We start from the raw sequence: 15,354 nt of genomic DNA, 5'->3' as shown, positions 1-15,354 counted from the left end.
GAAAAAGTCAAGAAGCAAAACCTGACCGAATCAATGGGTGTTCGCTAATATTAGTCCATGTATAATTATAGCACCCCTTTCAGGATGCGTCCAGACAATATTGCCATTTATCCGAACCCATACGATCAGACTCTGCCCGAAGCAACTCGCCCATATCACATCATCCTCAAAAAACTTTCCATCCTATCCTCCAGTGTGGCGTCGGTATCGTTAAAGCTGATTTTGACTACTACTTTTCCGCACTTGTAGCAATATGGATTTCTTATTTGCTGGATAAAATCCAGTATCCGTTCTTCTATGGGCAGTTTTGCATTGACTTTTGTATCGTTAATGTCAACCAGAGTATCCGGGTTGACCGTTCGGATGTCTATGTTTTTCATCGCTTCAAAGTCTATGTTTGGTAAAGAGTCCACCCAATCACTCCTTTCAAGGCACAGGGCGATAAGGCTCCCTGCCTTACCACCCTTATACAGTGTATTCCGGTTCAGCTTGTCAGGTGACAGCCAAACGTAAAGAGCAATGAATAGGCTCCGTCCTTTTTCTTTGGGAAAAGACGGGCGCCCACTCATTCAAAATAGGCGCCCGTCTTCTTGGCCGCAATAAAGCGGTTCACGTCAGAAAGCTGGTGCGTAACGGGCATATCAGGCAAGGCCGCCAATATATCATTCCGGTAGCGTCTGCTCGCCCGACTGTCGAGAATAGAGAAAACACAGGTATCCGTTTCTCTGCGGATGCCCCGGCCAAACCATTGGCGCAGTTTGATGAGCATACTCGGCACAATGACTTTGTTCAGATAGCCGTAGAAGTCAGGGTACAGGGTCTTTTCATATTCCAGCATCGGGTCAGGAGCAGGGAACGGCAGCCGTACCACAATGAGGGAAGATAAAATATCCCCGGCAAGGTCAATGCCCTCTCCAGCGCTATCGCTGGCACAGAGGACACCGTTTCCGCTTTTACGAAAAGCGTCGATGGCGTCCAGACGGCCTTTGCCCATGCGGAACAAGGGAAATGAAGTGATTCGTCCGCACAGCTCGTCATATACCTGCTCCATCATGCGGTAAGAAGTAAACAGAATCAGGGTATGCCCATGGGTCGCTTCAATCAGCTCCACCAGCCGATTGGCCATCGCCTGAAAATAACTGCTGTCTTTGTCTGAAGGTAGCGGCGTATCCTGCGGGAGATACAGCAAAGCATGGTTCGGATAATCAAAGGGAGAAGCCTTGCTGGTTTCAAAGATGCGGCGTTTCTCCGCCAGTATAATTCCGTTATTTCGCTTGAAATGTGAAAAATCACCGCCGACAGAGATCGTGCCGGAGGTCAGGATATACGGAATTTCTTCCTGCCAAATATCCTCCGATAATAGAAAATCAAGCTGCTTTGGCAGGGCGCAGACCCGGCAGGCTGACGCCCCGGTCATTTCCAGCCAAAGAATAGAACTGGCATGATGAAACAGGATGGATAGCTTGGTTTCCTGCTGCTCCATACGATTTACCAAGCGGTCATACCGCTCCCTTTTCTCACGGGAGGTCGTATAAAAAAGCACCGACAGTCTGCGTAGAACAGCCATCAGTGTTTTCAACGCCCGTATGCAGTTTAAGTCAATTTGTACGGCATAGCAGTTTTTATCATAGCTTGTGCCTGCGGCATATCGCAGGGCTTCAAAGAGCAAAGCGTTCTGTTCCTGCATGGTTTCGCACAGCCTGACAATCTCCGCTTTGTCGGGATTGCCTGCGCCTATGGCATGGTAAATACTTGCCACCAGCCGTTCCAGTTCTACATTTTCCAATGTCATGCCATACATCTGTCGGGCAGCATCAAGGAGCTTGTGAGCCTCGTCAAAAATCACCACTCCACGGGGAGGGAACAAGGACCTTCTCCCATTCTTCCTGCCAAGTACATCAGCCAGCACAAGATTGTGGTTGGCAATCTGAAAGTCATATCCAAGGGATTGTGCCTTTCGGATAAAGTCACGGTATCGACAGACTGAGGACAGCGGACAGTTTAGATGGCAGCGTTCTACATTGATACAGGATTTCACATAGTCCGTTAAAGGGAGCGTATCCAAATCAAGGGGGCAGGCTCCTGTGAAAAGTCCGGTCAGAACAGAAAGCAGCTCCTTGTCCTCATGGCGGTCATTGTGTGCGATAGAGGAACGATACCCCTTTACTCGGCTATCGCAGGCATAATGGGATTTCCCCTTGCGGACCACAAAGGACAGGGGCTTGTCAATGATACGGTGTTCCATCAGAATATCAGAAATCTGAGGGATATATTCTTCCGTCAATGCCTTTTGCAGCGCAATGGTGGAAGTAGAGATAATTGTCGGCAGTTTATTGTTGCTGAATAGGTTATGGACCGTTACGGCCAGTATGTAGGCATGGGTTTTGCCTGTACCCACCTCGGCCTCGCAGAGTGCCAGCCTGTTTTCCTGCAAGGACTCCAGCATTTCCAACGCAAGAGCCGCCTGATTTTTCCGAAAGTCCATACCATGTTCCGGCAGTATGTTTGAAAAGATGTGTTCCAGTAGATTTCTTGCTCTTACGACAGGCTTGATGGAAAATGTGTTTTCCTGTTCCGATCCTGCCTGCGAAAGCATTTTGTCCATCGCTTTTTGGTATCCGCTTTCATTCAGCGGCGCCGCTTTGGAAAAGAGCCGCTTTGCCTTTAAGGTGGTAAGCTCTACCATGCGGTAGCAATATGTTTTTCCGGTGTAGTATTCCAAAAGCACGCAGTTTTCGGCGGTCAGCACAATGCGTTCCTCTTGTCGGATTAAGCCTGCTTCGTAAATCTTATTTTGAATATCTGCCATATAGACAGGTTGGTTCATATCGTTTTGCCTCCTTTGCTTGTCTAAAGGAGCGACACAAGAATGCGGCGGAATCAGGAAACGGTTTGAAAGTTTGATGACTCAAAAGACCTGTTCCGCCGCATGGTTTCTATCGCTCCGATAGAGCACGATAGATTTTTATATCAAAGCAAAGGTGTGACAAGCGATCCGGCTGGTGTTGCCGGACTCCATAAAAGCCGCCCCTCATTCTATCTCAAACGAGGGTGATGCGTTTTCCCGGCCGTCTGCCGGGCTACTCAATGCGGTGAGGCGTTCAAAGTAGAAGTACCATGATGACCGGCAGGGATCGTCGCAATCTGTCCTACCACGGGACGTAACTACCGCAGACATAATCGCTCGGAGGGCATTGCCCTCGTCTTGGCGTGTCCCGGCGTGTCGCTTCCCCTGCCGGTGATGTACCCATCACACCCATATTCTGTTTTCAATGTTCAGGCGAAAAGAAATTAGAAAATCCTTTCACCCAATGTCAAAAAAACAGGGGGGTGACGAGTCATTCATAGAAAAATTTTTTTAATTTTTTTGAAGCCCACTGCAAGCTGTCCCAAACTGCCCGTTGGTGTACTGCCTCTTTTTCTGCAATTTGTCGGGTAGACAAACCACTGAAGTAATGCAGAATAAACCGGCGCCGCTGGATTTCTGTCAATTCTCCACTGTCCAGCAGCCGCCTTGCGGCTTCCTTGGCTTTTTGGGTATCGTTTTTATGTATCAAGTCCAAATCAAGGGGCGGTGCGGCAAGCTGCTCTGTTTCCTCCAGTCCATTGATGCTCACATCCAAACGGCTTGTCCGATTTTCATGTGTGACTTGCTCATGATAGATTTCATCCGACAAGGCTTTCAGCTCCAAAAAGTCCTGTGTCGTCTTGCCGGGGTTCTCCGCAAGGTAGTCCTCCAACGTGATTTCTACAATGCGGTCTGCAAACTTATATACAATGCCTTCGCTGAACTTATTTAAGGCATAATCACTGTCCCTATAATTTTTCATGTTCCTTTCCTCCGATCTGTTTTGCTGATATGCGAAAACAAATCGGAGGGTGGGGAACGGCAGCGTGGTTGTGCAGAAAGGTTACTGTAAGAGCCCGCAAATGGGATATATTGTAAAACAAGCAGGAGTTTTGTCGAACAAAAAAAGTCAGCACTTTGCCCATAGCAAAATACTGACTTTTTTAGAGTAGGCTTATAAAATTGTATGTGTAAAAGATGATATGTACGGACAGCGCCGTCTTTATTTCCACCTCCGCAAGGGAGAGAAATCCAGAATGCTCATAGGAATACCCCTTTCGCCTCGGTTTGGAGCGAAAGCTGGTATCCAGATACCCTGCTTCTATGACAAAAACCGACAAATATACAAGGAGCCTGCCCTCAATATGTTGGGGGCAGGCTCCGCATGGTTTTTGGCAGCCAGGCTATCATAACGTCCGAAAACGCCTTAGACCCTCAGCTTTGCGCCCCCGGTTTTCACCGGGTTTGCCCTTGGCTCTATTCTGTTGTTTTGGTTACTTGCTTTTTCTCATACAGTCTGATCCAATTTCATAGTCGCCTACCTTGGTGTCTTTGGAAAGAGAGCCATCCGTTTATTTCTCCGGCACCTGGAGTACATCGCCGGGATGGATGAGGGCGAATCTGCTCTTGTTGTTCAGCCGTTCCAATTCAGCCATAGTGCAGTTCAACTTGCGGGAGATGCTCCAGAAACTGTCGCCCTTTTGTACGGTGTAGGTGGTGTACCGCAGGTTTTTAGGTGCATCTGCCGTCACACCATATTGGTCAAAGGTATAGGTCGTGCCATCAATCTCCTTTTTCCCGGTGAGGGGCTTGCCGTTTTCGTAGTACATCCACTGGCCGGAATCGTTCCTCGTCCAGCCCTGCATGGTATCGCTGGAAATCGCCAGCTCCACAAAGCGGCGCAGTACAGCAGACACCTCGGCTCTTGTGGCTGTACCCTGCGGGTCAAAGAGGTTGCCGTTCTTGCCGCTGATTACGCCTGCCATCTGCATCTGCTTTACTGCATCTTTGGCGTAGGCGCTGATTTTGGCGTTATCGGTAAAGATGTTTTCTACATGAACCTTCGGCAGAGTATAACCGATAGTCTTGGCGTAGTTGCTCATAATGACCGCCATCTGCTCACGGGTGATGGACTGATCCGGGGCAAACTTGTTGTTGCCGGTGCCATTTACAATGTTATTTTTGCTTGCCCACTCAATGTAGCCCATGTAGTAAGCATCGCCTTTCACATCGGTGAAGCTGCTCTTTGCGTAGCCGCTCACATCAGCATTTGCCAATCGTCCGAGGGCGGTGACGAACATTCCTCTTGTCATGGCGGTGCTCGGGCTGAAGGTAGTGTTGGAAGTGCCGCTGAACAATCCACGGCTCACCATAAACTCAATATCTTCCTTTGCCCAATGAGCCGCAATGTCCGTAAATGCGGTGTTAGTCTGTTTATAGCCGATGCCATAGGTGGAAAAATGATCGGTGCTGAAACGCAGTACCTTTTCCACACTGTCATAGACTGAGTTTGTGAGCCAGTGTACCTTGCCCTTGGCGTCCACATAGACCGCCTGCACATTCCCGGCCTTTTCATTTGCGCCGAGGGTATATGGGATGGTTACCGATACGCTGCCTGTGCCGAAGCTGCTAACTTCCTTGCCGTTGCCGTAGTTCACCTTGAGGTCGAATACCGGGCGGCTACCGATGGCTTTTTTCGCATCACCGGTCAGCTTGCTACTGTCCCCACGGGTGGCAGTGATGTTGACATCCGATTTTGCCTGTTTGTTAATTTCCTGCACGGTAGCCAAATTCATGCCGATTCGGATGTCGGGGTTGTCCACCACCACAATGGTGTTGACAATTTTCTTCACAATGATGGTGTCCTGTACCGTCTTAGGCAGATTGACCGTAATATTAGAGCCGGTCTTGCTGCCGGTATCAACATGGAGGATCACCGTGATTCCATTTTGCTCGTTGCCGTTTTTCTTGGCGTCCGCCAGAGCCTTCTCAAAGGCATCGGTCACAGTTTTGCCAGAAATGTTCACTGTGACATTGCTCTTACTGTCCACTGTGCCGGAAACCTTGATTTCTCCCTGTGTAGGTGAATTGGGCTTATCCGGTGCGGGTGGGGTGACGATGACAGAGCTGCTGTTGTCGTTTGAGGAGCTTCCGCCGCCGCTTCCAGAGCCACCGCCGCCGGTGTAAGTCCAATGGGCATAGTAGGTCACATTTGCACTGGCGGTTGTGCTTGCAGAGATTTGAGTTCCGCCGCTTGCTGCCGTATACCAGCCGTCAAAGCTGTAACTGCCAGAACGTGTCGGTGTCGGGAGCGTTCCTACCGCTGTGCCGGATGCAACTGAGCGTGATGTTTCACTGACCGTGCCTCCGTTCGGGTTGAAAGTAACAATGTAGGTAGGAACCGCCGTTACAGAGAAACTCAGTTCTACCGTAGCATTGGTGCTATGGTCGGTGTTTACGGTCAGGGTTTCATTGTAATTGCCCACCGCAAGACCGGCTTTCGGAGCAACGGTAAAGGTGGCGGTGCCATTTGTCGCCAGTGTGGTGGCACTGAGTGCGCCGATGGTGTAGTTGGTGCTGGTTGGCTGGGTCAGCGTCACGCTGGTATTTCCAGTATTTGTGATGGTGACGGTCTGAGCTGCCGGGGCACTGTAACCCACTGCCAGTGAGTCGAAGTTCTTGCTGGTCGGATTGGCTGTGATGGTGTAAGTAGGAACCGCCATCACAGAGAAACTTAAATTCACCGTAGCATTGGTGCTGTGGTCGGTGCTTACGGTCAGGGTTTCATTGTAATTCCCCACCGCAAGGCCGGCTTTTGGTGTAATGGTAAAGGTAGCCGTACCGCCTGCCGCCAGCGTGGTGGCACTGAGTGTGCCGATGGTGTAGTTGGTGCTGCTCGGCTGGGTCAGCGTCACGCTGGAGTTTCCGGTGTTTGTGATGGTCACGGTCTGCGCTGCCGGGGCAGTGTAGCCGACTGTCTGCGAACCAAAATCCTTGCTGGTCGGATTCGCTGTGATGGTGTAGGTAGGAACCGTGGTTACAGAGAAACTTAAACTTACCGTAGCGTTGGTGCTGTGGTCGGTGCTTACGGTTAGGGTTTCATTATAATTTCCCACCGCGAGTCCGGTTTTCGGTGTAACGGTAAAGGTAGCCGTGCCGTTTGCCGCCAGTGTGGTGGTACTGAGTGCGCCGATGGTGTAGTTGGTGCTGCTCGGCTGGGTCAGCGCCAAACTGGAGTTTCCGGTGTTTGTGATGGTGACGGTCTGCGCTGCCGGAGCACTGTAACCAGTTGCCAGTGAACCGAAGTTCTTGCTGGCCGGATTCGCTGTGATGGTGTAGGTAGCTGCGTCGGTTGTCACCTCGAAGCCTACGCTGGCTGCTGAGGGTTCTGTATCCCACTTCTCAGAGAACCGTTGATAGAAGGTATACGGTGTGTTTGCACTCAGACCGGTAAACGTATTGGCTGCTTGCCAGTTGATGCCATCCTTAGAGAAATCATAATTACTGTTTGCCGTCAGCATTACATAGCTATTCGTTTTAAGCAAAAGAGTGGGTGCTACCGGCGCTGCCGGGGCCGCCTTTTTTGCCACCGCTGTTGTAGGTGCACTGGACACTGTTCCCGTTTCCACGCTTGAGGTAATTTCCAGCGTAATGGCCGCGCCAAAATTTGCTGCGGTTACCGTATAGCTTGCACCTGTGCCAACTTGGGCCCCGCCCGCTTTCCATACATAGTTCAGCGTGCCGGTATTATTGCCGCCAACCAGTGAAGCCGTTAGGGTATCGCCGATCCTTGGGGCTGTGTTGCTGATGGTTGCCGTGCCGGTGAGGGAAGCGGGAACAAATGCGCCCACGGTGAGTGCCAATCTTCCGCTCTCTGCTTTACCGCTTTCCGTAACAGCGACGTAGTAGGTCGCCGCAGGAATATTTACTGCATGGGACAGGGTTAGGGTATTGCCGCTCTTGGTTGCCGTCACGCCGTTAGCCAGGATTTGACCGGTCGAACCGGAATACACCTTCCATATCAGAGCACTTGTATAAGCGGAGCTGTTGGTCAGCGTGAAGCTGATGCTATTCTGGGATGCACTGCTTTTGCTGGCACTCGTTGTACCGGTAGTCGGGGTTGCGGTTCTCTGTCTCATGTCAAGATAACGATAGTCGATTATACTGCTCGCATTATAGGTCTCGGGACTGCCGCCGTTATAGGCTCTGCTGGCCGTTATATAATACTCGCTGCCGTAACTGTCCAGATTGGGGGCTTGACTCATGGCGCGGCCGCCATAACCTGCACTACCGGCCCGTGCCGTTACCACTGCGCTCGATGAGATTGTAATATTCTTGCCAGCGGGAACATAAATCGCTATGCAGTAAGCCGGGCTGGCTCCATTTTCTGCGCTGGCTGATACCGTTCCGCCAGAAATCGAAATGTTTCCAGCATCTGCTTCCAAAGCTCTGCTATACTGGGATGTAGTGCCGGAGGTGACAGTAACATCACTGTTGGTGATGCTGATATCCCCTTGCATGATCCGCACACCAAAACTGTTATATCCGGTGCCGCTGGCAACAGTCAGCGTTGCGTTTTCGACAGTGAGCCCGCCGTCTTTGCCAAACACGCCAAAACTAACACCATTTCCGCCGCTTATATCTCCCCCGCGAGCGGTTACCGTTGTGCCATCACCGATGCTTAAAGTACCTTTAACAAACAAACCATAACTGACGCAACTGGTTTTGTTCATTGTCGCACCAATCGCTTCAAGGGCTCCGCCACCTGTGATGGTTAAAGCTCCGCCGCAATACAGGCCATAGCTCTCGTCCTTATCAGCGCCTTGAGAACCGCCTGTCAGGCTGTTATTGCCAGTCAAGACAACGTTTAGGCTCTCTTTTGCATAGACGGCAGCATAGGCTTTTGCGCTGACAACGGTTGTGGAATCCCATCGATACTGGCTTTCTGCGCCAATCTTCGCACCCTTCAAGGAAAGGGTTTGGGCCGCGCCTCCCCCAGCTGGTGTGTAGCTTACCGTTCCGTCGCCAAGCACATCGCTTGCGTTGGCGCTGGTCACCTGAACCTCTCCCACCCATATGTCGTAGGCTGTGGCAGGTATCGCCCACTGTGCCGTCAGGCCAGTCACGGTATTGGGCACATGTGCACCCACAGCGTAGGTTGTTGCACCGCTTGAATCCTTCCAGCCGTCAAAGGTCTTACCGGTGGGTGCCGTCAACCCCTCGCCGCTTGGCGCTTTGAAGTCATCGCCCGCACAGATGATGTTGATGTCTGCTGTGCTGTCCTTTAACTTGCCGCCGTTTAGGTTCAGCGTTACCGCTTTCAATCCGTCAGGGGTCAGAGTGTCAGGGTTCAGCACTTCAAGGGCGGGGCGGAAGCCACAGTACGCTAAGACTTCCGACGAGAAATTCCGGAAGTGGGCCGAGTAGTACCCGCAATGAGCGCGTTTCGACGCATCATCTGTAGATGTGTCCTGTGCCCAAGAGAACATTTCTCTCCAATTTTTTATCCAGCCCGTTGTATTGTCGGTTGAACCTGATTTATCCAAAATCTGATCCCACTCGTTGGTATTCGGCTGTCCCACAGAACCACTGCCAGCTGATTTGCTCCCTGCACTCAAGGAACGCAGAGTGTAGTTTGTATCAAAGGGTTTTCCAAAGATGAGGCTTGCTGTGTTCAAGCTGTTCCAATTGATCTCCGTGCCGATATGATAATCCCCCACAAACAGGCTGCGGTCGGTTGCAATTGCCGCCGCAGATGAGCCTTTGTTGCCACTGCTGGTGCTGTCAAGGCTATATGCATTCACCGTGCCCGCGTAGGTAAAGGGCACATAGTGCAGGGTTGTGTCAGGCAGAGCGGTGTTGACCGTGCCAATATTGCTCTTTTCGCCGGACAGGTCAAAGTAGTAGGTGCCGCCGGGGGTGAGGGTGAATTGCTCGGTAACACCTGCCGAGGGCTCAAACTTCAGGTATTTATAGCTTGCAAGATTCGCCGCATCATATGTAACAGCGGAGGTTCCGTTCTCATTGGTACTTGCAGTAACGATGCAACCCGTATAGCCCGAGGTCATCAGACTTCCGTCCAGTGCCTGCGTAGCACCTTGGGCAGTCACCGTGCCGCCTGTAACGACCACGTTACCTTTTATACCCCGACTATCGAGGTCATTTGCGATGGTCTTTTCTCCTTTAGCGGTGGCCTTTCCTCCTGCAATGCTAATGTCAGTAGATGACCGAATCCCTATGGGTGCAGTTCCGACGGTGGTTCCGATGGCGGTAGCGGTCACGTCTCCGCCTAAAATTTCTATCGACTGTCCATCTATGCCAATTGAGTAAGCGACACCGCTACTCTTGCTAGTACTAGTGATGGTTCCGCTTGAGATTGTGAGGCTCCCCTTACTGTAGATACCATAGCTGAGGGATGCACCGTCGCTCACGGCAGTAAGGCTGCCGCTGCCGCTTTCAGAAATATCCAGTTTATTGGTGGTATAGATGGCATAACTGAATTTGTTGGTTTCACTTGTGGTGCTGGTTATGCCGTTGGTTCCCGTCACCACCAGCTTTAGGTTGGAGATTTTGGAGTAGATGCCGCATTGTGCATCGTAAGTGTCTATTGTCGTGTTGTACACATCGGTGATCGTTGCACCGTTCAGCGTAAGGGTATTTGTGTTATTGTCATAGATGACAGTTGCGCCTTCACCATCTGCTGCACCAAGCACATCGCCCTTATTTATATCGGTCACTTGCACGCCGCCCACCCAAATGTCGTAGGTTGTGGCAGACATGGGAGTAAACAACCCGCGCGCTGCAATTGGCGGCAGTTCGCCCACCGTCACCGTAATCTCCGGCAGCTCTGCACGAACGTCATAGCCCCCTATCACCGGGGTAAACACATACTCGCCCTCGGCGTCCATGTCGTATGCCGGTGTGGATTCCCACTTCACGGGGATATCCACGGTGGTTTCTTCCCATTCGGGTTCGGCAGCCGTTGTGGGGGTCGCCGTTTCCGGGCTGCCGGAATCCTGCACGGAATCCTCCGCAGAAGGCAAGGCTGTCCGCACTGTGGCGGTCAGTGTTTCGGGCAATTTCAAATCCTCGCTGGGTGTGCCCAGTGATACTGTTTTTTCTGTTTCTGTAAGCGGTGCAAAGCGGATGATTTCCCCGCTTGTGCCAATCGGCGTATGTATTTCTTCCGCCATTGCCGATACCGGCAGCAGGGTCATTACCATGCACAGCGCAAGAAACATACTGAGTAGTCGTTTATTCATAGTGTCTGTTCCTCCTTGATTTGTAAAGTTGGTTTTCCTTGTTCCAAAAGTTTCTGTAGCCTATCGGCTTCTTCCTCAGTGGCGGGGCGAATATGGTTTTTCTCACAGGCGGGGCATTCCTTTACCGCTCCCACCCGGCAGAATAAAAAGCCGCAGTCCTCGCAGGCGTAGGTCATGCCATACCCTCCTTTCCCCATGGATCGGGCATTTTTCTTCAAATCCCAAGGAGCTGCCGTTTCTTGGCGTCAAACTCCTGCTGGGAAATGATACCGTCCTCCATGAGCCCCTTGTATTTCTTAATTTCTTCGATAGCGTCGGCAGGAGGCGCCGCAGTGGCAGTGTATACCGCCTGTGTCCCCACCAGGCCAAGGCCGGCGGACTGCTCCGGCGCACTGGGAAAGGCAACCGCCCGGAGTGCCGCCACCAGTTTTTCGATTTCCGCCACGCTGTTCTGATAGTCCCGAAGATAGTCGTTCACATCAGGGTGGGTATCATTAAATCGGGGGCCGTCCATATCGCATTTCATCACCGTCCAGTAGGGATGGTCGAAATGCAGCTCCACGTTAAACGCCCGAAAAGGCTCCGGCACATCGAAATTCGGTGTCTCTGTTGTTCGGTTCACCTTGCCGTCATCCAGTCTGTCAAGGGTACGAGCTACTTGCCTGTTCATCATAAATTGGGAGATTTGGGATGCCAGGGCCATGGTGCGCTCAGGCACGGTGCTGGCGTAGCGGCGGATACCCGCTGCCGAACCCTCAAACAGAGGCGTGTTGTCCTCCCTGATGGTAAAGGATTTCAATTGCCTGCCCTCAAATACCGTTTTGTCCGGTTGTTTGCTCATACAAAACCACTTGTTCTGGTAATCAAAGATGATTTTGGTGTCCCAAAGGCCGAAGTCTATCTTTTCAGAAATCACAAACTGATCTTTCAGCAGTTTGTTTTGATCGTAAAACATCAAATATTCCCGAAAGTCATGCATGGTCAGATTCAGTTCTTTCTCGGTCTGCATATCCAGCTTGCCGTGACAGGTATCACAAATATACTCACCCTCGATTTTCGTGGGCAGAAACCATGAAATCTTGCCGCCGCAGATGGGGCAAGGGGGTTTTTTAGAAAATAAGCCCATATGTATTTCCTCCATATGTGTAGTAATTGATTATCTTGTTCCGCCGCCGCTGCCACCGCCGATGGAGCCGCCGCCACCGCCAAGGGAAGCAAATCCACCGCCGCCTCCGCTGCGTTTTTCCTGCTCACGCTGCTCCTCGGCTTTTTTCATATTGCTGTAAAGCAAGTAGTGATAAGAGTAGGCGGTCACCATGCTCTGGGTGTAATCGGTTAGCTGGTTAGAAATTTGCGGGTACAGTGCTTTCATCTGCTCCGCCACCTGATCGGCAATGCCAAAGAGCATGGCATAGGTCAAAAGTTCCCTCCAAATCGGCATTTCCTTGACACCCCGTTCGGCAATCAATGAGAAATCCATCAGATACCGTTTCAGCCCCATCAGCTCGCCCAGCTCCTGCTCCCCGGCAGGGGTCAGGTCGGTGAGCTTGGCGGGTGCGTTCCACCGTTTCAGGCAGTGCTTTTGACTTAAATAGGCTCTGCCCGCGCTGTCCTGCTTTTCTATATAGGCACGAAGCAGCGTGTCATTCTGATTTGCGAAGCGTTCCAGTTCCTTTGGCTGCAAGATGGCATCCGAACCGGCAGCACCCTCCAATACCGTATAGAGGTACTCGTCATACTCGTTCATGTTGGCGTGATTGCTGCCCATGAGCCGCAGGCTTACCATTTCTTTGGTTTTGCCCATCAAGCCGACCTGCTGCGTTTCCACAGGGGACAGGCAGCCAAGCTGAATCAGCCGCAGCATTCCCGTTGCGAGAATCGCACCGTCCTCACAAACATCAAACAGTTGCCCTAACGCATAGGTTGCGCTCAGATTGCCGTCATTGGGAATGTCCCGAAAATACCCGAACCGCTCTGCGAATCTTTGCCTTTTTTTCTCCGCACGTTTCTTTTTCATCCTGAAAAACCAAATCATCAGCCCGATGGGAAGTCCGATGGACAAAAGCACCGTGACAATCGCCTCAAATGTGGATACTTCCTCACCGGTGCTATCGTAATCGCTGCCTGAAAATGCAGTTTCTTTTACTTCCTCAAAGCTGCCCGGTTCCTGCCGTGAGGGAGACAGGATTCCTTTCTCCAAAGAAAATAGTACCGTCACATGGTTTTCGGGATAGATTGGACTTTCCGTGTAGGCAAGAATGGCACCGTCTAAAAATTCCACCTGCCCGTCATAGCCAAACCCCCATATGTCGGCGGTTTCATCTGTGATGGGCGTTCCGTCCGCCAGCCGGATTTCCACCTTCACATCGGTGGGGGTGGTGTTCATGCCGTCATTGACAAATCGGAAGTTTACTCCGTCCCTATCGCTGTAACCGCCCACAGCATTGTCCAGCTTGTATTCAATGGCGTAGCGGTTTTGTCCGTAATTGCTAATGCCGAAGCAAATTTCATATCCATTGTCGGTCGCATGGATGCCGCATTTTCTTGCTTTTTCTTCAAAGCTCCCGTCCACATTCCAATCCGTCACGGTTTCATAGCTCCCGTTTTGGTCGGAGACCATAAGCTGGCTGATGGTCAGGGTTTCGGGTGCGTTCATGGGAATGTAGCTTTCCGTGCCCTCGTCAAAGTTGCCCTCCCAAACCTGCGTCACATACATGGAGCCGTCCTCGTAAATGACCGCCTGTATATCCATGGTATTTACCTGATTTGCCGCAAAAGCCGGGAAAGGGAGGGCAAATAATAAGGCAAAGCATAGAATCAGGCCATGTACTTTCTTTCGCATAGGGCACCTCATTTCATGCTGGGCATATCCGCCTTGGATGCCTGCTCCTCCAGATAGTCCCTTTGCCGAAAGCCCAGCATTCCGGCAATCGCAGATACCGGGAACATTCGGATTTCACGGTTTAATTTTGTCACGCTGTCGTTGTAGATCAGGCGGCTGGTACGCACCATGTTTTCAAAGGTCTGTACCGCATCCATGGTTTTGATATAGGTTTGGTTTGCTTTTAGTTCGGGGTATTGCTCCGTTACCATGGCGATCCTGCTCAGAGCTTCGGAAATAACCCCTTCCTGACGCATGACTTCATCCGGTGTGGATTTTGCCGTGATGACGCTTCTTCTTGATTTAATTGTCTCAATCAGCGTTTCGCTTTCGTGCTTGGCATAGCCTTTGGTCAAATCCAAAAGGGCCGTCAGGGCGTCAAAGCGGCTGGAAAGCTGCACCCCAATCTGGCTCATGGCGTTGCTGATATTCTCATCCAGCACCACCAGTCTGCGCTGGGTGGAGATGATCCATAGAACAATGACCGCAATAATTACGGCGATTGTGATGAAAGTTGGCAACATAATAAAGTCCTCCTCTGTTTAGTGTTTTTAGAGAAAAGTCGGCAGAAGCTTCTGCCGACTTTTCAAGCTGCATTGCTACTGGCATCAGCAGGGTTGTGTTTGTTTCAATAGCTGTGCTGTTAATTAACAGAAGCGAAATAGTCTCCGCCCTCTGTTGCCTCAAGGAATAGCTTAGCTCCATCTGCGTTTGCATTCGTAAAATCAACGCCCATAAAGGTTAACTGATTTTCGCTGCCATCCTGCACTAAAATATCCCAAACAAGAGTATCTGCGGTGAAGACAAGCTCTGCTTGCACCTTTTCACCATTCTTGATAACCTCAGTGATCAGGTTTTCTCCCCAATTGTTGTCATTGGCAGGCGAAAGGGCAAGCGCGTGAATGTCAACACCTGTCCCATTGAAAATCTCTACGGGAACAACAATGGACGTTTCTAACGAAGCGGCTTTTGCATCCTCAATTTCGTCCAAAGCAGCGCTGGCTTCAGCGATGAATGTGCGTCCTACATCAATGGCTACCGTCAGGGCTCCCATCACCTCAGGCGTGAGCGTTTCGGGGTTGGCAAAGTATTCATCCGCCTTGATAATTTCATCGGCAAGTTCGTTCATGGCGGTGACAAGCTCTTCATCGCTCAAAAGCTCAGGGCTTGCATTCACCTTGTCAGCGATTGCATCAAATTCTTCCGCCATGCTCATAAAATTTTGTGCGAGGGCTTGCTGCTCTGCTGTAAATCCTGCTGATGAAGGAGCAGGCTCGTCTCCACCGCAGGCTGCAAGGCTCAGTGTCATAGCAAGTGCCATCATAAGTACCAGTAATTTTTTCATTTCAAATCCTCCATTTTTT

General features: G+C 51.0%; 9 protein-coding genes and 1 riboswitch. All 9 genes read right to left on the bottom strand.

Going from position 1 to position 15,354, the window contains the following annotated elements:
• Nucleotides 1-155: 155 nt before the first annotated feature.
• Entirely contained in the window at nucleotides 156-413 is a 258-nt protein-coding gene (locus tag ACHZES_RS24670; protein ID WP_395547451.1) for a DUF6870 family protein, read from the bottom strand.
• A 152-nt stretch (nucleotides 414-565) separates the two neighbouring features.
• On the bottom strand, nucleotides 566-2,827 hold the full coding sequence (locus ACHZES_RS24665) for an ATP-dependent DNA helicase (protein ID WP_395547452.1): 2,262 nt from the start codon (nucleotides 2,825-2,827) through the stop codon (nucleotides 566-568).
• Nucleotides 2,828-3,338: 511 nt separating this feature from the next.
• A complete protein-coding gene (locus ACHZES_RS24660) occupies nucleotides 3,339-3,830 on the bottom strand; it encodes a sigma factor-like helix-turn-helix DNA-binding protein (protein ID WP_395547453.1) in 492 nt (163 codons plus the stop codon).
• A 408-nt stretch (nucleotides 3,831-4,238) separates the two neighbouring features.
• Nucleotides 4,239-4,327: riboswitch (cyclic di-GMP riboswitch) on the bottom strand.
• A 92-nt stretch (nucleotides 4,328-4,419) separates the two neighbouring features.
• A complete protein-coding gene (locus ACHZES_RS24655; protein WP_395547454.1) occupies nucleotides 4,420-11,109 on the bottom strand; it encodes an S-layer homology domain-containing protein in 6,690 nt (2,229 codons plus the stop codon).
• On the bottom strand, nucleotides 11,106-11,285 hold the full coding sequence (locus ACHZES_RS24650) for a hypothetical protein (protein ID WP_395547455.1): 180 nt from the start codon (nucleotides 11,283-11,285) through the stop codon (nucleotides 11,106-11,108). The genes ACHZES_RS24655 and ACHZES_RS24650 overlap by 4 nt, the downstream gene beginning before the upstream one ends.
• A gap of 38 nt (nucleotides 11,286-11,323) precedes the next feature.
• Nucleotides 11,324-12,250 (bottom strand): DUF4428 domain-containing protein, encoded by a 927-nt coding sequence (locus ACHZES_RS24645; protein WP_395547456.1) that lies wholly within the window; start codon nucleotides 12,248-12,250, stop codon nucleotides 11,324-11,326.
• A gap of 15 nt (nucleotides 12,251-12,265) precedes the next feature.
• Entirely contained in the window at nucleotides 12,266-13,951 is a 1,686-nt protein-coding gene (locus ACHZES_RS24640) for a DUF2207 family protein (RefSeq protein WP_395547457.1), read from the bottom strand.
• A gap of 8 nt (nucleotides 13,952-13,959) precedes the next feature.
• A complete protein-coding gene (locus ACHZES_RS24635; RefSeq protein WP_395547459.1) occupies nucleotides 13,960-14,514 on the bottom strand; it encodes a LemA family protein in 555 nt (184 codons plus the stop codon).
• 119 nt (nucleotides 14,515-14,633) lie between these two features.
• A complete protein-coding gene (locus tag ACHZES_RS24630; protein ID WP_395547460.1) occupies nucleotides 14,634-15,335 on the bottom strand; it encodes a lipoprotein in 702 nt (233 codons plus the stop codon).
• Nucleotides 15,336-15,354 lie beyond the last annotated feature (19 nt).

Origin of the sequence: Lacrimispora sanguinis, from assembly GCF_044987295.1 — a bacterium.
In the GTDB taxonomy this organism is placed as follows: domain Bacteria; phylum Bacillota; class Clostridia; order Lachnospirales; family Lachnospiraceae; genus Lacrimispora; species Lacrimispora celerecrescens_B.
This window is presented reverse-complemented; position numbering and strand designations above follow the sequence as displayed.

Excerpts from the sequence above, each read along its gene's own strand:
- ACHZES_RS24665 (WP_395547452.1), bottom strand. The coding sequence starts at position 2,827 with ATGAACCAACCTGTCTATATGGCAGATATTCAAAATAAGATTTACGAA.
- ACHZES_RS24660 (WP_395547453.1), bottom strand. The coding sequence starts at position 3,830 with ATGAAAAATTATAGGGACAGTGATTATGCCTTAAATAAGTTCAGCGAA.
- ACHZES_RS24655 (WP_395547454.1), bottom strand. The coding sequence starts at position 11,109 with ATGAATAAACGACTACTCAGTATGTTTCTTGCGCTGTGCATGGTAATG.
- ACHZES_RS24650 (WP_395547455.1), bottom strand. The coding sequence starts at position 11,285 with ATGACCTACGCCTGCGAGGACTGCGGCTTTTTATTCTGCCGGGTGGGA.
- ACHZES_RS24645 (WP_395547456.1), bottom strand. The coding sequence starts at position 12,250 with ATGGAGGAAATACATATGGGCTTATTTTCTAAAAAACCCCCTTGCCCC.
- ACHZES_RS24640 (WP_395547457.1), bottom strand. The coding sequence starts at position 13,951 with ATGCGAAAGAAAGTACATGGCCTGATTCTATGCTTTGCCTTATTATTT.
- ACHZES_RS24635 (WP_395547459.1), bottom strand. The coding sequence starts at position 14,514 with ATGTTGCCAACTTTCATCACAATCGCCGTAATTATTGCGGTCATTGTT.
- ACHZES_RS24630 (WP_395547460.1), bottom strand. The coding sequence starts at position 15,335 with ATGAAAAAATTACTGGTACTTATGATGGCACTTGCTATGACACTGAGC.